The sequence below is a fragment of the Patulibacter medicamentivorans genome (assembly GCF_000240225.1).
In the GTDB taxonomy this organism is placed as follows: Bacteria; Actinomycetota; Thermoleophilia; order Solirubrobacterales; family Solirubrobacteraceae; genus Patulibacter; species Patulibacter medicamentivorans.
The window spans coordinates 19242-39720 of record NZ_AGUD01000201.1; the positions used below are offsets into that span (position 1 = coordinate 19242).

The window sequence follows — 20479 nt, forward strand, 5'->3', positions numbered from 1 at the left end:
GATCAGCCTGCCTCTCCGGTCGCGCTCGGCGCGACGTCGCGATGCCAGTCGATCGGCCCGGCGACCAGGGTGTGCGAGCCGAGCGAGCGACCGAGCACCTGCTGGACCGCGCGGCTGGCGTCGAGCAGCGCGCCCAGGTCGATCCCGGTCTCGATCCCCATCTCGTGCAGCATCGAGACGAGGTCCTCGCTGGCGATGTTGCCGGTCGCCCCCGCCGGCACCGGGCAGCCGCCCAGCTCGCCGAAGCTCGACTCGAACGACGTGCAGCCCGCCTCCAGCGCCGCGAGCACGTTGGCCAGCCCCTGCCCGCGCGTGTTGTGGAAGTGCGCGGTCAGCTCGACCGCGTCGCCCAGCGCCGCTGCGGCGTCGGCGAAGAAGCGCCGGACCTGCAGCGGGTTGGCCATCCCGGTCGTGTCGCCGAAGCCGATCTCGACGGCGCCGAAGTCCCGCAGCCGCGCAGCGATCTCGAGCACCCGCTCGACCGGGACGTCGCCCTCGTAGGGGCAGCCGAACGAGGTCGCGATCACGGCCTCGACCCGCAGGCCGGCCTCGCGCGCCCGGGCCACGACGCGCTCGAGCCCGGCCAGCGACTCGGCGATCGAGCGGTTGACGTTCTTGCGGTTGTGGGTCTCCGACGCGGACAGGAAGACCGAGACCTCGTCGAAGCGGTCGCGCAGCTCGAGCGCGTTGTCGAGCCCGCGCTCGTTCGGGATCAGGACCGAGCGCGAGACCCCCTCCGGGATCTGGACCCGGCGCAGGACCTCGGCGCCGTCGGCCAGCTGCGGGATCACGTCGGCGCGGACGAACGAGGTCAGCTCGATCCGCCGGACGCCGGTCCGCGCCAGACGGTCGATCAGCGCGACCTTGTCGTCGGTGGCGATCGTCTCGGGCTCGTTCTGGAAGCCGTCGCGGGGACCGACCTCGCGGACCCGGACGGCCTGGGGCAGCTCGCTCATCGATCTAGCTGAGCAGCGCGCGGGAGATGACCATCTGCTGGACCTCGTCGGTCCCCTCGCCGATGGTCAGGATCTTGGCGTCGCGGTAGAAGCGACAGACCGGGTACTCCTCCATGTAGCCGTAGCCGCCGTGGATCTGGACCGCCTCCTCCGACGCGCGGACGGCCAGGCGACCGGTCTTGTACTTCGCCTGGGCGGCGGTCAGCGAGAAGTCGCGACCCTGGTCCTTCAGCCACGCGGCCTTGTAGGTCAAGAGCCGCGCGGCCTCGATCTCGGTCGCCATGTCGGCGATCTTCACCTGGATCGCCTGGTAGCTGGAGATCGACTTGCCGAAGGCGTTGCGCTGCTTGCTGTAGGCGACCGCCTCGTCGAGCGCGCCCTGCGCCAGCCCGAGCCCCATCGCGGCGACGCCGATCCGTCCGCCGTCGAGGATCTGCAGGAACTGGCGGAAGCCCTGGCCGCGCGGCCCGAGCAGGTTCTCGGCCGGGACCTGGCAGCCGTCGAAGCTGAGCGGGCGGGTGTCCGAGGCGTTCCAGCCCATCTTGCGGTAGGGCTCGCCGGGCTCGTAGCCGGGGGTGCCGTTCTCGACGATCAGGTTCGAGATCTCGGGCTTCCCCGACGGCGTCTCGCCGGTGACCGCCGTGATCGCGACGTGGCCGGAGATGTCGGTGCCGGAGTTGGTGATGAACTGCTTGGCGCCGTCGATCGTCCACGTGTCGCCGTCGAGCGTCGCGCGGGTCTTGACGTTGCCGGCGTCGCTGCCCGCCTCCGGCTCGGTCAGGCCGAACGCGCCGAGCTTGCGGCCCGCGCAGAGGTCGGGCATGTAGCGCTCGCGCTGCTCGTCGTTGCCGAACAGGTAGACCGGCTGGGTGCCGAGCGAGGTGTGGGCGCACATCGTGATCGCGACCGAGGAGTCGATCCGCGTCAGCTCCTCGACCGCGACCGCGTACTGCAGCGTCGTGCCGCCGGCGCCGCCCAGCTCCTCCGGGAACGGGATCCCCATCCAGCCGAGCTGGCCCATCTTCGCCACGAGCTCGTACGGGAACGACTTCGTGCGGTCGAGATGCTCGGCCACGGGCGCCACCTCGGAGACCGCGAAGTCGCGGACGATGCGCTGCAGCTCGCGGGTGTCGTCGGGCAGATCGAGATCCATACTGGACTTGTACCGAACGAACGGTCTAAATTGCAAGCCGTGGCGCAACCTCCAGCCCGCCCCAAGCTCCGCGAGCGCTACGACGAGCGCCAGCAGCAGGTGATCGACGCCTGCGCCCGGGCGTTCGCGCAGCGCGGCTACCACGGCACCTCGATCGACGACCTGATCGCGGCGACCGGCCTGGCCCGCGGCGGGCTCTACCACTACATCGGCTCCAAGCAGGGCGCCCTGACCCGGATCCTCGAGGACCTGATGGCGCCGCTGCTGGAGGATGCCTCGGCGGTCGTCGACGGACCCGACGCGGCCCCGGCCGCCGAGCAGCGGCTGCGGTCGCTGGTCCGCGTCTGGATGCGCCACGTCGAGCAGCACCAGGCCCACGTCCGCGTCTTCCAGCAGGAGCGCCACACGATCGAGGCCGACCCCGGCTGGGACGACGTCCGCCGCGACCGCGACGCCTTCTCCGCGCTCCTGACCCGGGTCCTGCGCGACGGCGCCGCATCCGGCGAGTTCGCGATCGACGACCCCGCCCTCAGCGCGCTGGCGCTGCAGGGCATGGTCAACCACGCCGCGACCTGGTTCGACCCCGCCGGCCGCCTCAGCGCCGACCAGGTCGCCGACGGCTTCTGCGACCTGGTCGTGCGCGGGATCGACGGGAGCGAGCCGGGCGCCGTGTGACGTTCCGGTCGCTGGCCGACCGCAATGTGACAGCCGGTGGCGGCTCGCTCAGCCGCCGCGCCCTGCCTACCGCGGCCGATGGTCCTGCCTGTTGCCCGGCGACCTCTGCGGCCGTACGATGGCCGTACGTCATGCCGCCCGTTCGAGCCCGCACCACGCGCCTGGAGATCCGCACCACGCCCGAGGAGCGACAGCTGCTCGATCGCGCGGTCGACGCGGAGGGCACCGACCTCACCACGTTCGTCCTCGCGCACACGACCGACGCCGCCCGTCGGGTCCTCGCCGACCGCGACCGGTTCGTCCTGTCGCCCGAGGCCGCTGCGGCCTGGGACGCACTCAACGACGCGCCCGCGCGCGATCTGCCCAGCCTCCGCGCCCTGCTCGATCGCCCGTCGCCCTTCGGCCCCTGACTGGTGACAGCGTCCCGGCAGCTCGTCTACCGCCCGCCGGCGCCGCTCGGACCGGCGCACGACGTCGCGGGGTTCGACTGCCGTTCCACGGAGCAGACGGCCTGGCTCCGGCGACACGCCCGACAGGCCGGAGCCACCGGCACCACGCGGACCTTCGTCGTCACGGCCGGCGACGACGAGCAGCGCGTGGCCGCGTACTACTCCTGGTGCATGGCCCACCTGGCGCACGACGACGCTCCGGTCCGGGCGCGTCGGGGCGCCGGGCGGTATCCGCAACCGGTCGCGCTCCTCGCCCGCCTCGGCGTCGCCCGCGACCACGAAGGCCGCGGCCTCGGCGCGGGGATGCTCGGCGACGTCGTCCTCCGCCTGCTGGCGATCTCCGACCAGATCGGCTGCCGGGGCCTGCTGATCCATTGCGAGGACGAGCGGGCGCGGGCCTTCTACCAGCACCTGCTCCCGGAGCTGGAGCCGAGCCCGACCGACGAGTTGCACCTCGTGCTGCTCACGAAGGACGCTCGCCGGTCGCTGCGCTGACGCCGCTCAGGCCTTCGGCTTCGCCGCCGCCTTGCCGACCAGCTTCGCCCGCCGGGCCGCGGTCAGCGGCACGTAGCGCTGGTGGCCGTCCTCGGCGACCCAGGCGCGGCCGACCGGGGGCAGCCCGGCCTCGCGCAACGGGCCGGTGATCGGGCGGAACCAGGTCGTCAGGGGGATGTCGTCGACGACGTGGACGACGTCCGGCCGGTGCTCGGGCTCCAGCGACGCGAGCGTCGCGGTCAGGTCGGCGTCGTCGAGCTCCTGGTCGCCGCGCAGCGTCGCGGCGGCGACGGCGAGCGTGCGCCCGTCGGCGGCGACGACCGGGTAGGACACCGACAGGCCGATCGCCGGCAGGTCGCCGAGCGCATCCTGGATCGGGAACGCGTAGACCGGCCCGTGGGCGGTCTGGATCGCGGCCTGGCCGTGGTCGACCAGCCAGTAGTCGCCGTCCTCGTCGACCCGGAAGAGGTCGCCGGTGACGTGCCAGGCGTCGCCGCGGGTGAAGACGCCGCGCAGCGGGTGGCCGGGCGCGACCTCGACGCCGGTCCGGACCCGGGTCAGCAGCATCCCGACCTCGCCGGGGGTGCACGGCAGCACGAACCCGTCCGGTCCCTCGATCAGCTCGCCGACGGTCGGATCCCAGGCGGCGAGCCGGACCTCGGCGCTGCCCGGCAGCTGGCGGCCCTTCGCCCCCGGCTTGGCGCCCGAGACGTTGACCAGCACCGCGTCACCCTCGGTCGAGGCGTAGAACTCGAGCACCCGCGCCGGCTTGAACCGCTCCTGCACCCGCTTCCAGAGGCCGCGCGGCATGCCCGAGCCGATGAACAGCCGCACCGGGTGGTGCTGCTCGGCCACCTGCGGCGGGGCCTCGGTCAGCTCGTCGAGCAGCGCCCACGTGTAGGAGACGACGGTCACGCCGTAGCGCCGGACCTCCTCCCAGAAGGTGCCGGTGTCGAAGTGCCGCGCGAGCGCGATCCGGGCGCCGCTGGCGACGGCTCCGCCGATGCTGGTCAACAGCCCCGACGGGTGGTGCAGCGGCGTCACCGCGTAGACGGTGTCGGACGGGCTGAGCGCCGCCGAGGACGCGGTGCCGAACGCCGACAGCGCCCAGCGGTGGTTGGTGATCCGCTTGGCGCGGGTGCGGTCGCCCTCGCCGGTGAAGACGATGAACGCCAGGTCGACCGCGCGGCCCGGGTTGGCCTGGTACCAGGCGGGGACGTCGACCCGATCGGGGTCGATCCGCTCCATGTCGATCACGTGCGGGCCGAGGTCGCGGGGCTCGCCTCCGCCGCCGAGCACGAGCACCTCGACGCCGAGCGTCTCGGCCGCCGCCTGGGCCTGCTCCGGATCGGCGATCACGCGCTCGACCTGGCCCAGCTCCGCCTCGCGCTCGAGCGCCCCGTCCGGCCGCATCAGCACCACGACGGCGCCAAGCCGGCTCAGGGCCGCGACCACCGACAGCGAGCTGGGGCGCGGCTCCATCAGCACGCCGACGTGCTGGCCCTGCCGCACGCCGACGCTGATCAGGCCCTTGACGATGTTGTCGATCCGGGTCTTGACGGCGCCATGCGCGTGGGCGCGGTCCTCGAACAGGAAGAGCACGTCGTCGGGGGCGCGCTCGGCCTGCTCGTCGAGCAGCAGCCCCAGCGAGATCTGGGTCTTGGGGCCGATCTGCTCCAGGCGGAACAGCCGCGGCATCTGGCCGGCGGCCTCCTCGGCCAGCTCGCGCAGATTGCGGACCGAGCGCCGTGCGCCGCGGGTCAGCGACCGCACCAGGCCGACGCCGACGGTGCCGGCCAGCTCGACGCTGGTGCCGATCGTCGTCCCGGCGCCGACCTCGAGCTGACGGGGGCCGTCGTCGACGATCGGGGTGACCGCGCCCGGCAGCTCGCCGTCGCCCTCGCGCCACGCGGTCCAGCCGGCGACGGTCGGCCAGGTCTCGCGACCGGCGCGGCTGCCGACCACGAGCCCGAAGTGGCCCGCCGGCAGCGGCACCTCGTAGGTGTCGGCGCGCGGCGCGGCACGGCGGATCGCGCGCACGGCCGACGGCGGCGCGATCTCGTCGACCTCGCCGACGAACGCCAGCACCGGGCAGGTGATGTCGGCCAGCGTGACCAGCCGCTCGTCGATCACGAAGCCGCCCGAGACCATCCGGTTGTGCGCCACGAACTGGCGCAGCAGCTCCTGCAGCGCGGGGCCGGACCACGCGACCCAGCCCTCGCCCTGGAGGAACCGCCGCTGGCCCTCGCGCGGGAGCAGCGCCTCGCGGTCGTGGAGCTGGAGCAGGAAGTCGATCCGCGAGCGGACCGACTTGACCGGGTCGAGCAGCCGGAAGCCGGTGCGGCTGGCCCAGGCGGGCAGGCCGCGGCCCTCGAAGACGTGATCGGCGAGGAACATCGCCGTGCGGCCCGCGACGCCGGCGGGGATCCCCAGCGGGACCGCGTTGCCGACGTCGACCGGGCTGCCGAAGACGACGATGCTGCGCAGGCCGCTGCTGCGCCGGTACGCCGCCGCCTGGTAGCAGAACATCCCGCCCTGGCTGTAGCCGCCCAGGTGGATGTCGCCGCCGGTCGCCTCGCGGACGCGGTCGATCGCGTCGCTGACCGCCAGCACGTGGTCGGTCAGCGTCCGCTCGAGGCCGCCCTCCTCGTGCTCCGGCGCCCCGAAGTCGACGACCCAGGGATCGACCCCGAGCGCGTGCAGGTCGCGGACGGCGCTCGAGTTCGGGGAGACGTCGTAGATCTCGGCCGCCAGCATCAGCGGCGGCACCAGCAGGATCGTCGGTCGCTGCACCCCGTCGTCCGCGGCGTCGGCGAAGTAGTGGCGCAGGCGGTAGACGCGCTGCTCGGCGACGACCTCGAACGGGGCCGGCTCCTCGCCGGTCTCGAGGCCGCCGAAGCGCGCCACCTCGAGCGCGTTCTGGGCGATCGCCCCGACCCGTGCGCTGGGACGCGCGATCGCGTCCGGCACGAGCTTCATCGCCGGCCCCCCCGGGCGGCGGTCGCCTGTTCCTGCTGCAGCCGCCCTGGTGACGGTCCTGACCCAACGTACGTGCATCGACGCTCCCTTGTGCCCGCGAACCTACACGCCCAGGCGCGGGAGCGGCACCCCAGCGTACGGCGCAGGCCCGACGCTCGGAGGGCGGACGCGCGCGCCGCGAGCGAGGCTCAGGCGAGCCTGCGCCGGCCGGGGGACGCCGGACCACCGTCGCGGCCCGCGGTCGACGCGCACGACCCCTGCGCGCTCACCCCCCGCGTCCGCGCCGTGGTGGTCCGGCGTCGGCCTCGTTCCCCCCGGGACGGAGCGCCCCCGGCTGCTGCATCCCCGACCCGAGGATCGGCGGTGGCCGCTCGCGCGTCGGCGAGCGCGCCCGGACACGCACCGGCCGTGCCCGTTCCGACGTTCGCGTGCAGCCGGCGCTCCATCGATCGTCGTTCTACGTCGTCGCCGCCACGAGCCGCATCGTGGTGGCGACCACGAACTTTCGGCCGCTCAGGACGTCGTGGGCGCCCCACGGCGCCGCAGGAGCCAGTAGCCGAGCACCAGCAGCGCCACCCAGCCCGGGGTCACGTACAGCCCCGGCCGGGTCTCGCCGGAGAAGCCCAGCAGCACGAACACCAGCACCAGGAAAACCAGGCCGATCAGGTTCGTCCACGGCGTGCCCGGCATCCGGAACCCGGTCCGCGGCTTGCGGCCGTCGTCGACGAGCCGCCGGTAGCGCAGCTGGCAGACCAGGATCGTCCCCCAGACCCACAGGATCCCGACCAGCGCGACCGACGTGATGTAGAGGAACGCGTGCTCGGGGTCGACGGCGTTGATGCCGACGCCGATCGCCATCACCACCGCCGACGCCGCGACGCCGGCGGCCGGCACGTGGCGCCCGCTCAGGCGTCCGAACCGCGCCGGGGCCTCGCCCTTCCGGGCCAGCGTGTGGAGCATGCGGCCGGTCGAGTAGAGCCCCGAGTTGCAGGACGAGAGGCAGGCGGTCAGGACCACGAAGTTGACGATGTCGCCGGCATGGCCGATCCCAACCTGGTCGAAGGCCTTGACGAACGGGCTCTCCCCGGCCGAGAACGACGTCCACGGGACCAGCGACAGGATGATGATCAGCGCGCCGACGTAGAAGAGGCCGATCCGCCACGGGATCGCGTTGATCGCGCGCGGCAGGGTCCGCTCGGGGTTCGCCGCCTCGCCGGCGGTGACGCCGACGAGCTCGACCCCGAGATAGGCGAAGGTCACGATCTGCAACGCCAGCAGCGTCTCGTCGAGGCCGTTGGGGAAGATCCCGCCGTGGTCCCAGAGGTGGTTGACGGTGGCGGTGTCGCCGGCGTCGCTGAAGCCGAAGATCAGGACGCCGAGGCCGACGAGGATCATGCCGATGATCGCGGTGACCTTGATCATCGAGAACCAGAACTCGGCCTCGCCGAAGACCTTGACCGAGATCAGGTTGGCGCCGAAGAGGACCACCAGCACCACCAGCGCGGTGGTCCACTGCGGCACGTCGACCCACTTCTGGAAGTAGATCCCGGCGGCCGTGATCTCGGCCATCCCGGTCACGACCCAGGTGATCCAGTAGGTCCAGCCGGTGACGAAGCCGGCGAACGGCCCCAGGAACTCCTCGGCGTACTCGCTGAAGCTGCCCGCGACCGGCCGGTAGATCAGCAGCTCGCCGAGCGCGCGCATGATCAGGAAGACCACGGCGCCGACCAGCAGGTAGGCGAGGATCAGGCTCGGGCCGGCCTTCGTGATCGCCGTCCCGGCGCCGAGGAAGAGCCCGGTCCCGATCGCCCCGCCGATCGCGATCATCTGGATCTGGCGGTTCTTCAACCCCCGTTCGTAGCCCTCGTCGAGGTCCGGGACGGGACGATCGGCGACAGCGGCGGGTGCGGACACGGAGGAGCCTCCTGGGGCAGGCACGGGGGGACGGGACGTTGACGCAGTATCCACCGCCGCCGAGGGAGCGGAGAACGCCGTCGCGCCAGGATCGGCGCCCGCGATCGAGGCTGCTACCGTCAGTAGGAATGTACGATCGCCTGCTCGAGCCGCTCGATCTCGGCTTCACGACGCTGCCGAACCGCGTCCTGATGGGCTCGATGCACACGGGGCTCGAGGACCGTGCCTGGGACGCCGGCCGGCTGGCGGCCTACTTCGCCGAGCGCGCCAAGGGCGGCGTCGGCCTGATCGTCACCGGCGGCTACTCGCCCAACCGCGTCGGCTGGCTGCTGCCGCTGGCCTCGGAGCTGTCGTCGCGGCGGGCGTTGCGCCACCACCGGCGGATCACCGACGCGGTCCACGCCGAGGGCGGCCGGATCGCGCTCCAGCTGCTGCACGCCGGCCGCTACGGCTACCACCCGTTCTCGCAGTCGGCCTCGGCCACCAAGTCCCCGATCACCCCGTTCGCCGCCAAGGCGATGAGCGCCGAGACGGTGGTCCGGACGATCGCCGACTTCGCCGCCAGCGCCGCGCTCGCCCGCGAGGCCGGCTACGACGGGGTCGAGATCATGGGCTCGGAGGGCTACCTGATCAACCAGTTCCTCGCCCCGCGGACCAACCACCGCCGCGACGAGTGGGGCGGCACCGCCGAGCGCCGCCGCCGGTTCGCGGTCGAGATCGTCCGCCGGGTGCGCGAGGCGGTCGGGCCGGACTTCATCGTCGTCTACCGGATCTCGCTGCTCGACCTGGTGCCCGACGGCCAGAGCTGGGACGAGGTCGTCGAGCTGGCGCACGAGGTCGAGGGCGCCGGCGCCACGATCCTCAACACCGGCATCGGCTGGCACGAGGCCCGCGTGCCGACGATCGTCACGTCGGTGCCGCGCGGCGCGTTCACGTGGGCGACGGCGAAGCTGCGGCCGGAGGTCTCGATCCCGATCGTGGCCTCGAACCGGATCAACATGCCCGACCAGGCCGAGGCGATCCTCGCCGCGGGCGACGCCGACATGGTGTCGATGGCGCGGCCGTTCCTGGCCGACCCGGACTGGGTCGCCAAGGCCGCCGGCGGCCGCGCGGACGAGATCAACACCTGCATCGCCTGCAACCAGGCCTGCCTCGACCACACCTTCAGGAAGAAGACCGCGACCTGCCTGGTCAACCCGCGCGCCGCGCACGAGACGAAGCTGCGGATCGAGCCGACCGCCCGGGTGCGGCGGATCGCCGTCGTCGGCGCCGGCCCGGCCGGCCTGGCGTGCGCGACGACGCTGGCGCAGCGGGGCCACGCCGTCGACCTGCTCGAGTCCGCGCCCGAGATCGGCGGCCAGTTCAACCTGGCCAAGCGGATCCCGGGCAAGGAGGAGTTCCACGAGACCCTGCGCTACTTCGACCGCCGGATCGCCCGCACCGGCGTGACGCTGCGGCTGGGCACGACCGCCGACGTCGCTGCGCTGCGCGGCTACGACGAGGTCGTGCTGGCGACCGGCGTCCGCCCGCGGACCCCGTCGATCCCCGGCGTCGACCACCAGCGGGTGCTCTCCTACGTCGAGGTGCTGGAGGGCGCCCCGGTCGGCGAGCGCGTGGCCGTGATCGGGGCCGGCGGGATCGGCTACGACGTCAGCGAGTTCCTCGTCCACGAGCGCTCCCCCACCCTCGACCTGCCCGCCTGGCAGGCCGAGTGGGGCGTCACCGATCCGGAGCGGGCCCGCGGCGGCGTGGTCGCGCCGGTGCTGGAACGGCCGGCGCGCCAGGTCCACCTGCTGCAGCGCAAGAGCTCGCGACTCGGGGCCGGGCTGGGCAAGACCTCGGGCTGGGTCCACCGCGCGGCGCTCGCCCACATGCAGGTCGAGCTCCACGCCGGCGTCGCCTACGACCGGATCGACGACGACGGGCTCCACGTGACCGTCCCCGTGCCCGGTGGCGACGAGCGCCGGCCGCTGCTGCTCGAGGTCGACCACGTGATCCTCTGCGCCGGCCAGGAGCCGCGCCGCGACCTCCAGCAGCCGCTCGTCGACGCCGGCGTCCCGGTCCACCTGATCGGCGGTGCCGACGTCGCCGCCGAGCTCGATGCCAAGCGCGCGATCAAGCAGGGCACGGAGCTGGCGGCGCGGCTGTAGCGCTGGGGGCCGATCAGCGGCGATCGAGCCGTGCCGGGACGCTCCGCGGGGGTCGCGAGACGCGCGTGTCGCCGTCCGGGCTCGCCAGCTGTCGTTCGAGGGCGTTGAACGACTCGATCAGCTCGGGCGCCTCGAAGGCGCGGTTGCGGGCCCCGACCGAGGTCTGCCGCAAGACGCCGGCCGCGAGCAGCCTCGGGATCGCCTCGTTGACCGCCTGCACGCTGCGACCGGTCAGTGCCGCGGCGCTCTTCACGGTCACGATCGGCGCCCCGGGAAGCGCGTCGATCAAGCGGTCGACGGAGGAGCCGCTGCGCACGCCCCCGAGCCGCGCCCGCCACCGCTCGGCGATCTCCGTGACCCGTGCCTCGTATGCCTCGGCATCCGTGACGGCTCGGCGACACGCCGCAGCGAACAGCGAGATCCATCGATTGAGACCTGCGGCGGCCTCGGGCGCTGCCGGGTCACCGAGGTAGCGGGTGGCGGTCAAGCCGTCGACGTAGTCCGCCGACCAGGTCGCGAGGACCAGCGACAGCGGCAGGACGACGTGCGGTGCGAGGCCCCGTCGACGGAGGACGACGTGCACCAGCGCACGACCAGTACGCCCATTCCCGTCGATGAAGGGGTGGATGGTCTCGAACTGGGCGTGCGCGATCGCCGCCTGGACCACGGCGGGAACGCTGTCCTCCGCCAAGAACGCGCAGAGGTCCTCCAACAGCATCGGCACGTGCTCGGGCGGCGGGGGTACGAACGCTGCGCGGCACGGATGGAAGTCGCTGCCGCCGATCCAGTTCTGCTCCTCGCGCATCCGGCCGCCGTGGGACTCCAGCGTCGTCCCGGCAAGCAGCCGGTCGTGGATCTGGAGCAGATCGTCGACGGCGATCCGGTCACGCGCCGTCAGCGTCGACACCGCCCAGCGCATCGCGTCGACGTTGTTGAGGATCTCGACCGCACCGACGTCATCGGCACCGCCGTCGGTGTCCCGCGCGAGCTGCGCCCGCAGCAGACGCCGACCGCCGATCTGCAGCCCTTCGATCGTCGACGACGCGACCGCCTCGGCGCGCAGCAGCAACCGAGCGATCGCCTCGGCGTCGACCAACGCCCGTGCGCCCGCGTTCAGGCCCGCGATCGCACGCTCGGCGTCCGCGACGTCGGCGGCGGTTCCGCCGTCGAGCGAGAACTCGCGACCGACCAGCGGATCGGGCAGGTAGGCCCCGTACTCGCAACCCTGCCGCGCCTTCCGCGACAGCCCCGAGGACTGCGTCGGCTCCCAACGAGCCTTGAGGAGGTCCGCCACATATTCAAGGTTATCCGTAAACCTTGAATATGGAAGCGATCAATTCAAGGTTGCCGGCCCGTCCCAGACCTCGACTCGACCAGGTCCCGCGCTACCGGGCCGCGGCGTCCGCCGGTCGCGGCGCGCCCTGCTCGACGGCCGCGACCGCCTCGCGGACCCAGCGGGCGACGGTGCCGGGATCGAGCACCGGCATCCAGTGCGGCGCGTCGGCGCGCCGGACCCACAGCTCGGGGACCAGGTCCGGCAGGTCCTCGTAGAGGTCGGGCGAGATGAAGTTGTCGCGCAGCGTGATCCCGATCTGCACCAGCGGGACCTCGACCCGCTCGTAGCGCGGGCGCAGGACGCGCGACAGCATGTTCGCCCGGTAGAGCCCGATCCCGTCGATCCCGTCGCGGGTGATCGTCGGCGCCGGGTGGCCGGCGGGTGGCGCGACGCCCTCGCTGCGGGCGAAGACCCGCGCCCAGGAGCGCCCGATCCCCAGGCGCCAGGCGAGCGGCGCGAGCAGCGGCAGGTGGAAGGCGACGATGTACCAGGAGTGCAGGAGCTGCCTGGCGTTCTGGCGGGCGGCGCGACCATCGAGCCGCAGACGGTGGCGGACCCAGTGGCCGGTCAGGTCGAGGCTCGGCCCGGCGACGGCGGTGAACGACGCCAGCCGCGGGGCGACGGTCGGGCTGGCCGCCGACTCCCAGCTCTGGATCGCGCCCCAGTCGTGGCCGACCAGGTGGATGCGCTCGCCGGGGTCGGTCGTCGCATCGAGGACCGCCGCCAGGTCCCGCGACAGCTGCTCGAGCCGGTAGCCGCGGACGCCGCGCGGCCGATCGCTGGCGCCGGCGCCGCGGACGTCGTAGGCCACGACGTGATGGTCGGCGGCCAGCCGCTCGACCACGCCGTGCCACAGCTCGGAGGTGTCCGGGTAGCCGTGGACGAGGACCACGGTCGGCGCGCCGTCCGGGCCCCACTCGCGAACCGCGAGCAGCGTGCCGTCGGTCGAGCGGACACGGCGGGAGACGGCCTCGGGAAGCGCGGATCCAGGGTCGCCCGGGCGGCGGTCGACGGTGCTGCTCGGCGGGGTCACGGAGGCTCCCTTCGGGGGTTCCGCCGGAGTCGGCGGAGCAATTGCTACGGAACCGTAGCAAACGGATCGCGCAGGCCCGGCGGCCCCGCGGCCGCGCTCAGCCGCCGGCCCCGCCGCCGAGCACCGCCAGCGCGTAGGGCCGCAGGATCCGCGTCACCCCGTCGACGGTCGGGCGCGGATCGGAGACCGGCAGCACGACGTAGCTGAGCGCCAGTCGCACCAGCGTGTCGGCCATGAACCGCGCCTCGCCGTCGGGCACGTGCGGCCAGTGCGAGCGGAGGATCGCCGCCAGCCGCTCGCTGGCGTAGCCGAGCAGCGGCGCCGCCTGCGAGGTCACCAGCGGCAGCAGCTCGTCACGGCCGTCCTCGGTGACGACCGCGTGGACCAGCGGATCCTCGGCGACCGCGGTCAGGAAGACGTCGAGCGCGGCCGTCAGGGCCTCCGGCGGATCAGCCGCCCGCTCGGCGACCGCCGCCTCGACCGTCGCGATGAAGCGGTCGACCTCGTACAGCACCAGCGCCTCGGTCAGGGGACCGCGAGCGCCGAACTCGTTGTAGAGCGTCTGGCGGCTGACCCCGGCGCGCTTGGCGATCGCGGCCATCGTCACGTCGCGCCAGGGACGCTCGGCGGCGAGGTCGCGCGCGGCCTCGAGCAGCGTCCGCCGCAGCAGCGACCGGGTCGCGTCGGCGAACGAGGTGCTGGCGCCGCGGCTCATCGCTCGGGAGGGTAGGCGCTCGCGGGTCGCGAGCGCCTCACCCGCGGGTCGGCGGGCTCGAGGTCTCCGCGCCGTCGGCGACCGGCTCGAAGTCGACCTTGTCGCGCACGCCGCAGTCGGGGCAGTTCCAGTGGTCGGGGACGTCGGCCCACGCCGTGCCCGCCGGGAACCCCTCGCGCGGGTTCCCAGTCCGCTCGTCGTAGACGTACCCGCACTCCGGGCAGCGGAAGGCGGCCATCAGACCGCCGCCGCCGTGCCGCCGCCCGTGGCCCCCGGCGTCGGCGTGCCGCCGTACTTGCGGAGGACCTTCGCGCGCTTGCGGGGCTGGATGTTCGCCAGGGTCACGTCCCCACCGTAGTGCTCGATCACCCGGTGGTCCATCACCCGCCGCCAGAGCGGCGGGAAGACGGCGAGCACGATCATGCCGGCGTAGCCCGTCGGCAGCTCCGGCGCCTCGTCGAAGTGCCGCAGGGCCTGGTAGCGCCGGAGCGGGTGGGCGTGGTGGTCGGAGTGGCGCTGGAGGTGATAGAGGAAGACGTTCGAGGCGACGTTGTTGCTGTTCCAGCTGTGCGACGGCTGGGTGCGCTCGTAGCGGTCCTCGCCCTCGCGCTTCTGGCGCTTGAGCCCGTAGTGCTCGAGGTAGTTGACGACCTCCAGCAGCGAGAAGCCGAAGACCGCCTGGATCGCCAGGTACGGCGCGATCCCGATGCCGAAGATCGCGAGCAGCGCACCGAACAGCACGACGCTCATCAGCCAGGCGTTGAGCAGGTCGTTCTTCAGCGTCCAGCGGCTGGTGCCGACGCGCTGCAGACGCTCGCTCTCCAGCTCCCACGCCGACCGCAGGCTACCGCTGACGGTGCGCGGCCAGAACGCGTAGAAGCTCTCGCCCAGACGCGAGCTGGCCGGATCCTCAGGGGTCGAGACGCGAACGTGGTGGCCGCGGTTGTGCTCGATGAAGAAGTGCCCGTAGCCGGTCTGCGCAAGCGCGACCTTGCTCAGCCACTTCTCGGCCTTGTCGCGCTTGTGGCCGAGCTCGTGGGCGGTGTTGATCGCGATCCCGCTGACGCAGCCGACCGTCACCGCGAGCCCGATGTTGCCGACGATGCCGAGGTCACCGTCGGCCCACAGCCAGGCGGCGAGGACCAGCGACGCGTACTGCAGCGGCAGGTAGGCGTAGGTGCACCAGCGGTAGTAGCGGTCCTGCTCCAGCCAGGCGAGGACGCGGTCGGGCGGGTTCTCGGCGTCGGTCCCGATGATCAGGTCCAGCGCCGGCATCAGCCCGAAGACGATCATCGGGCCGAACCACCAGAAGACGCCGAGGCCCGTCGCCTCGACGAGCCCCCAGGCGATGAACGGCGTCAGGGGGACGATCAGCCCCAGCAGCCAGGCGTAGCGCTTGCCGTCGGTCCACTCGGGAGCGTTGACCGCGCCCTCCTGGTGGTGATCGTGGTCGTGGGCCTCGTCGGCGGTCACGGAGCTCATGGTCGGCAACCTCGTGCGGTTTGACATCGTGGCGCTCGGTGTCGAGCGATTGGACATACGGTAGCGTAGATGTAAAGCACGGTGGGGATTTCGTGACGCGCCGTCAACCGCGCTCGGCCGGTCCGACCGCCGGCGACCCGACATGGAACAAGTGACCCTTGCCTGTCACCGTGCCCCGGGGGTAGGCTCGCGGCGTGATGTTTCAGGCTTGTAACCGTGTCGGGGCGCGACCACGCCCATCGGGGGCGCCCGGTCGTCCAGCCCACCGTCGGCGGACGCTCGCGGGGTTGACCCTGTCGTTGGCGCTGCTGGTGCCGGCCACCGCCGGCGCCCACGTCGAGCGGCCGTCCTACTGGCCCGACCCGGCGCCGGACACGTCGATCAGCCCGCCGGCCGGCGGCAAGGTCCCGGCGATCCGCGACCTCTACACCGCGCTCGACGAGGCGCCCGTCGGCACGACCCGCGTGGTCTGCCAGGGTGCGGTGCCCAGCCGGACGGCGGTCGACGCGGCCTCGAGGAAGCTGGCGAAGACCCGCGCGAGCTACAAGAAGCAGCGCCGCGCCGCGCGCCGCGCCAAGGCGTCCAAGGCCAAGCTGCGCACGCTCGAGCGGCAGTTCCGCAAGCGCGAGCGCAAGGGCAAGAGCGCCGTGCGGCGCGCCCGGAGCAGCTACGCCGCCGCGGTCGCCGCGCACCCGTCGATCGCTCGCCTGCGCCGCTCGCTCGACGCCGCCCGCGGAGCCGGCTACAGGTTCCGCCCGTCGGAGAAGGCCCGCCCGTTGAGCGCGGCCGAGGCCGATCGGCTGCTGCGCTTCAACGAGCGGCTGCTGAGCGCCTGCGCCTACCAGGAGATCCAGCCGGCGGTCACGGCCTCGGGCAACAACGACCGCGTGGTCGTGATGCCGGGCGTCTACACCGAGCCGACATCGCGCAAGAAGCCGAAGTACGACCCGGCCTGCCGCAAGTACCAGACCTTCAGCGACTACCCGCGCCGCGCGGGCGCCGCCACCTACACGTACCACTGGTACTGCCCCAACGACGCGAACCTGGTGGCCGTGATCGGCCGCAAGCCCGGCACCACCCCCGCGCCCGACCCGCCGCGGCTCAACCGCCGCGGGATCCCCGACGTCGGGCCGTGCGTCCGCTGCAACCTGCAGCTGGAGGGCTCGGGCCTGACCGCCGACGACACCGTCGTCGAGGCAGGCGACCCGAAGGCCGGCAACAGCGGGCCGTCCGCGGCCGGCCACGCCAAGGACGTCGCGATCGGCGCCCAGCGCGCCGACGGCTTCGTGCTGCGCAACGTCAGCGCCCGCCACGCGCTCGAGCACGGGATCTACGTGATCGAGACCGACGGCTACATGCTCGACCGCTTCAAGGCGTTCTACAACGGCGAGTACGGCACCCTGACCTTCGTCAGCGACCACGGCGTCCAGCAGCAGTGCGAGGCCAAGGGCCACGGCGACTCCGGCCTCTACCCGGGCGCCCCGCCGGAGACCGGCGAGCAGCGCACCCCGGGCGAGCCGCAGCGCTACAACCAGGAGGTCCGCTACTGCGACTCGTACCACAACGCCGCCGGCTGGTCGGCGACCAACGGCAACGCGGTCTGGATCCACCACAACCGCTTCTACGACAACTCGCTCGGCCTGACGACCGACGTCGCGACCTCGGCCGGCCATCCGGGCTTCCCGGGCGACTCGCTGCTGATCGAGAACAACGAGTTCTACTCCAACAACTTCAACGTCTTCGCCAAGGGCTCGGACGTCAAGGGCAAGCTGCCCTACCCGGTCGGCACCGGCATGTGGATCGCCGGCGGCAACGCCCACATCGTGCGCAACAACCACTTCTGGGACAACTGGCGCCGCGGCGCGATGCTGTTCTCGGTCCCGGACGTGCTCGTCTGCGCGCCGGGCAGCGGCAACGTGCAGGACACCTGCGATCCGCTGAAGCTGTCGACCTCGCACCGCAACCGGTTCTACGACAACACCATGGGTCGCTCGCCCAGCGGCCAGGCGGCGCCCAACGGCCAGGACTTCTGGTGGGACGCGTTCCCGCTCAGCCAGGCCAACTGCTGGTACCGCAACAGCGGCCCGGGCCCGCTGATCACGAGCCCGTCGCAGCTGCCGTCCTGCAACGACGGCCGCGATCCGGGGGCCAGCATCGGGATCGCCGACCTCGGCAACGAGGGCGAGCTGCTGAGCTGCATCGTCTCGTTCGAGACCCGCAACTACGACCCGGCCCAGTGCCCGTGGTTCTCGACCCCGCCGAAGCCGTCGGCCCGCGCCGCCCAGCGCCAGGCCGTCGCCCGCGCCCAGGCCTCGCCGTTCGAGGGCAAGATCCGGGACTTCTGCGAGGGACGCCCGGACGCGCCGATCTGCCGCCGGCTCGACGCGGCCCTGGAGGGGTGATCGCCGTACGACGCCCGGGGCTCGCACTGGCCTGCGCGCTCGCGATCGGGCTCGCCGGCTGCGGCGGGTCCGACGGGGGCGGGCGGACCGGCGGCGAGCGACCGGCGAGCGGCGAGCCGCCGGTCGGGGGCGCCGGGCCCGCCGGGTTCGACGCCCGGCGGATGGCGACCTACACCTGCGAGGACTGGCGCAAGGCCGACACCGACGGACGGCTGCAGGCGCTGCAGGCGCTCCACGGCATCGTCGGCGGCGCGATCATCGGCCGCAACAACAACGGCCGCGGCCGGGTCCTGGCCGACGAGGACGCCTACAAGCTGTTCGACAACATGTGCGGCCCCGACTACGCCGGCGGCTTCCTGCTCTACAAGGTCTACGGTCGCGCGGCCGGCTTCGCCGGGGTGGCGCCGTAGCGGAAGGGCGCAAGGGCGGCTCCGGGCCCCGGCGGGCGCATCGGGGCAGCCGGCGGTGAGGCGATCGGCCACCGGGTCCCGGGTGGAGCGAACCGCTGCCCGACGCCGGGCCGTGGCGACCGCCCTCGCCGCCGCGGCCGCCGCGCTGGCCGCCCCGGCGACCGCCGGAGCGCACGGGCTGGTCGTCAGCCGGCGCGACCAGCCGATCCCCGACTGGCTGTTCGGGTGGGCCGCCGCGATCGTCCTGATCGCCTCGTTCACCGCGCTGGCGGTGGCCTGGCGCCGGCCGCTGCTGCAGGACGACCACTGGCGACCGCTGCCGTCGCGCGCCGCGCGGCTGCTGCCCGGACGGACGGTGCAGGCGCTGGCCGGCGCGCTCGGGGTCGGGCTGCTGGCGACGACGATCTGGTCGGGGCTCGCGGGGACCCGCGAGCTGAGCCTGAACTTCGCCCCGACCTTCGTCTTCGTGACGGTCTGGCTCGGGGGCGTTCTGGTGAGCGTCCTGCTCGGCGACGTGACCCGGGCGCTGAACCCGTGGCGGGCGATCGGGCGCGCGGTCGGCGGGCTGCTGGGGGCGCTGCGCGGCGGCCGTCCGCTCCCCCACCTGCCGTACCCGCCGTGGCTCGGCCGCTGGCCGGCGGTCGTGGGACTGCTGGGGTTCGTCTGGCTGGAGCTGATCTACGACGCGCCGGGCGACGCGATGCTCGATCCGGCGACGGTCGCGACGGCGACGATCGCCTACAGCGCCTGGACCCTCGCGGCGATGGCGCTGTTCGGCGTCGAGCGCTGGATCGAGCGGGGCGAGACGTTCGCCGTCTACTTCCACCTCTTCTCGCGGTTGGCGCCGCTGGAGGTCCGCCGCGGCTACCTCGGTCGGCGGCGCCCGCTGGCCGCGGTCGGCAGCTGGCCGACGCCACCGGGATCGCTGGCGCTGGTGCTGACCGCGATCGGGGTGACGGCGTTCGACGGCGCGCAGGAGGGCGCCCTGCGCGAGCCGGGGCGGTGGCTGTTCGAGCGGCTGCTCGACGCCGGGCTCGGCACCTCCGGCGCGCTGCGCGTGAGCAACACGCTGATGCTGCTCGCCACCGTCACCGTGGTCGCCGCCCTCTACTGGCTGGGGATCGTCGGGATGGCGCGGCGGCGCGGCCCGCTCACGACCGGGGCCCTGGCCCGGGACTTCGCCCACAGCTTCGTCCCGATCGCCCTGGCCTACGTCGTGGCGCACTACTTCAGCCTCTTCGTGTTCCAGATCCAGGCCCAGTTCACGTACCTGCTCTCCGACCCGCTCGGCGACGGCTCCGACCTCTTCGGCACCGCCGGCGGCGGCATCGACTACGGCCTCTTCGACGCCGAAGGCATCTGGTACGTCCAGGTCGCCGCGCTCGTGATCGGCCACGTCGTGGCGCTCGTCCTGGCCCACGACCGCGCGCTCGCCCGCTTCGGCGACGCCCGCAGCGCGGCCCGCTCGCAACGGTGGATGCTGGCGCTGATGGTCTGCTTCACGACCGCCGGCCTGTACCTGATCTCGCAGGCGAACGCGTAGGGCGGGCGGGCGAGGCGGGCGAGGCGGGGCCGGGTGGAGTGGCGCCAGTTCACCTCGCTGCTGGTGGAGTGGCGTCAGTTCGCGTCGGTGGGCGGGGTGAGATGACGCCGGTTCACGGGTGGCGGGGTGAGATCGCCCCCGCCGTCAGGCCGCGTGTCGCGGCGCCAGGGCGTCGGCCGCCGCCAGCGTCGCCTCCCCCACCTGCGCCGGCTCCAGGCCGCCGCCGTGCTCGGCGACCAGCGCCGCGACCAGCTGCTCGTGCGAGGGGGCGGGGACGACGTCGGCGATCGCCCCCGCCGTCTCGGGTCGCCAGGGGATCGAGAGCGCGGCGTAGACGTCGGTCAGCACCGGCCGCACCCGCGGCTCGTCCTCGAGCAGCAGCATCGCCGTCACCAGCGCCGCGCCGCGCACGACCCGCTGGGAGAGGCCGGCGATCTTGACCCGGCCCCCGACGTTGAGGCTGTGGCTGCCGGCGCAGTACTCGCCGTCCAGCTCGCCGACGTCGGCCGCGACGCCGACGCGGGCCAGCGCCCGCCGGATCAGGCCGGTCGCCGCCGCGTAGCGCTCCTGCGTCCCCTCGAAGACCGCCTCGTGGGCGATGACCTCCTCGTAGACCAGCGACCCGGGCCCGTAGGCCGCCGCGTGCCCGCCGCCGAGCCGCACCAGCGGGGCGAAGCCGCGGGCGCTCGCGGCCGCCGCGGCCCGGGCGAAGCCGGGCGCCCGCGCGTCGAGCTTCGAGAACGCCACCGTCGCCCCGGGCCGGTACGCCCGGACCAGCGGCGGGCGC

The 20479-nt window shown here is 73.4% G+C and carries 17 protein-coding genes; 7 read left to right on the forward strand and 10 right to left on the reverse strand.

The genetic code is table 11. From position 1 onward, the window contains the following. Positions 1 to 2: 2 nt before the first annotated feature. Both PAI11_RS12530 and PAI11_RS12535 read right to left on the reverse strand, forming a co-directional pair. A complete protein-coding gene (locus tag PAI11_RS12530; protein ID WP_007575179.1) occupies positions 3 to 956 on the reverse strand; it encodes a hydroxymethylglutaryl-CoA lyase in 954 nt (317 codons plus the stop codon). Positions 957 to 960: 4 nt separating this feature from the next. Next, positions 961 to 2109, reverse strand: a complete 1149-nt coding sequence (locus tag PAI11_RS12535) for an acyl-CoA dehydrogenase family protein (protein WP_007575181.1) — start codon at positions 2107 to 2109, stop codon at positions 961 to 963. A 39-nt stretch (positions 2110 to 2148) separates the two neighbouring features. Here PAI11_RS12535 and PAI11_RS24370 point away from each other — a divergent pair, with 39 nt between their 5' ends. From PAI11_RS24370 to PAI11_RS12550, 3 genes are all read left to right on the forward strand, one after another. Continuing rightward, a complete protein-coding gene (locus PAI11_RS24370) occupies positions 2149 to 2784 on the forward strand; it encodes a TetR-type transcription factor C-terminal domain-containing protein (RefSeq protein ID WP_007575182.1) in 636 nt (211 codons plus the stop codon). A 131-nt stretch (positions 2785 to 2915) separates the two neighbouring features. Beyond that, complete coding sequence (locus PAI11_RS12545) at positions 2916 to 3194, forward strand: type II toxin-antitoxin system TacA family antitoxin (protein ID WP_007575185.1); 279 nt, start codon at positions 2916 to 2918, stop codon at positions 3192 to 3194. A gap of 3 nt (positions 3195 to 3197) precedes the next feature. Then, positions 3198 to 3728, forward strand: a complete 531-nt coding sequence (locus PAI11_RS12550) for a GNAT family N-acetyltransferase (RefSeq protein ID WP_040600104.1) — start codon at positions 3198 to 3200, stop codon at positions 3726 to 3728. Between the two features lie 6 nt (positions 3729 to 3734). Here the strand turns inward: PAI11_RS12550 and PAI11_RS12555 are convergent, their stop codons facing one another. Further along, on the reverse strand, positions 3735 to 6707 hold the full coding sequence (locus PAI11_RS12555) for an alpha/beta fold hydrolase (protein WP_050897228.1): 2973 nt from the start codon (positions 6705 to 6707) through the stop codon (positions 3735 to 3737). A gap of 513 nt (positions 6708 to 7220) precedes the next feature. After that, positions 7221 to 8621 carry an amino acid permease gene (locus PAI11_RS12560; RefSeq protein WP_007575191.1) on the reverse strand — a complete coding sequence of 467 codons (1401 nt, stop codon included), beginning with the start codon at positions 8619 to 8621 and terminating at the stop codon, positions 7221 to 7223. A gap of 128 nt (positions 8622 to 8749) precedes the next feature. Between PAI11_RS12560 and PAI11_RS12565 the strand changes: the two genes are divergently transcribed. Beyond that, a complete protein-coding gene (locus PAI11_RS12565; protein WP_007575194.1) occupies positions 8750 to 10771 on the forward strand; it encodes an NADPH-dependent 2,4-dienoyl-CoA reductase in 2022 nt (673 codons plus the stop codon). Between the two features lie 13 nt (positions 10772 to 10784). Here PAI11_RS12565 and PAI11_RS12570 read toward each other — a convergent pair whose 3' ends face one another. From PAI11_RS12570 to PAI11_RS12590, 5 genes are all read right to left on the reverse strand, one after another. Next, on the reverse strand, positions 10785 to 12065 hold the full coding sequence (locus PAI11_RS12570; protein WP_007575196.1) for a Fic family protein: 1281 nt from the start codon (positions 12063 to 12065) through the stop codon (positions 10785 to 10787). Between the two features lie 91 nt (positions 12066 to 12156). Next, complete coding sequence (locus tag PAI11_RS12575; protein ID WP_007575198.1) at positions 12157 to 13140, reverse strand: alpha/beta fold hydrolase; 984 nt, start codon at positions 13138 to 13140, stop codon at positions 12157 to 12159. A gap of 97 nt (positions 13141 to 13237) precedes the next feature. Next, on the reverse strand, positions 13238 to 13855 hold the full coding sequence (locus PAI11_RS12580; RefSeq protein ID WP_007575200.1) for a TetR/AcrR family transcriptional regulator: 618 nt from the start codon (positions 13853 to 13855) through the stop codon (positions 13238 to 13240). A gap of 37 nt (positions 13856 to 13892) precedes the next feature. After that, on the reverse strand, positions 13893 to 14093 hold the full coding sequence (locus tag PAI11_RS12585; protein WP_007575201.1) for a rubredoxin: 201 nt from the start codon (positions 14091 to 14093) through the stop codon (positions 13893 to 13895). Continuing rightward, positions 14093 to 15337, reverse strand: coding sequence for an alkane 1-monooxygenase (locus PAI11_RS12590; RefSeq protein ID WP_007575203.1), 1245 nt, complete (start codon positions 15335 to 15337; stop codon positions 14093 to 14095). Before PAI11_RS12590 ends, PAI11_RS12585 begins: the two co-directional genes overlap by 1 nt. Positions 15338 to 15624: 287 nt before the next feature. Between PAI11_RS12590 and PAI11_RS27230 the strand changes: the two genes are divergently transcribed. The 3 genes from PAI11_RS27230 to PAI11_RS12605 all read left to right on the forward strand — a co-directional run bounded on the left by PAI11_RS27230 (position 15625) and on the right by PAI11_RS12605 (position 19692). Next, positions 15625 to 17739 carry a right-handed parallel beta-helix repeat-containing protein gene (locus tag PAI11_RS27230; protein WP_040600106.1) on the forward strand — a complete coding sequence of 705 codons (2115 nt, stop codon included), beginning with the start codon at positions 15625 to 15627 and terminating at the stop codon, positions 17737 to 17739. Continuing rightward, positions 17736 to 18149, forward strand: a complete 414-nt coding sequence (locus PAI11_RS12600) for a hypothetical protein (RefSeq protein ID WP_007575211.1) — start codon at positions 17736 to 17738, stop codon at positions 18147 to 18149. The genes PAI11_RS27230 and PAI11_RS12600 overlap by 4 nt, the downstream gene beginning before the upstream one ends. A 112-nt stretch (positions 18150 to 18261) precedes the next feature. Next, positions 18262 to 19692, forward strand: a complete 1431-nt coding sequence (locus tag PAI11_RS12605; protein WP_050897229.1) for a hypothetical protein — start codon at positions 18262 to 18264, stop codon at positions 19690 to 19692. Between the two features lie 144 nt (positions 19693 to 19836). Here PAI11_RS12605 and PAI11_RS27235 read toward each other — a convergent pair. Beyond that, the coding region (locus PAI11_RS27235; RefSeq protein WP_170320724.1) for a lipoyl protein ligase domain-containing protein at positions 19837 to 20479 on the reverse strand (643 nt) is incomplete at its 5' end.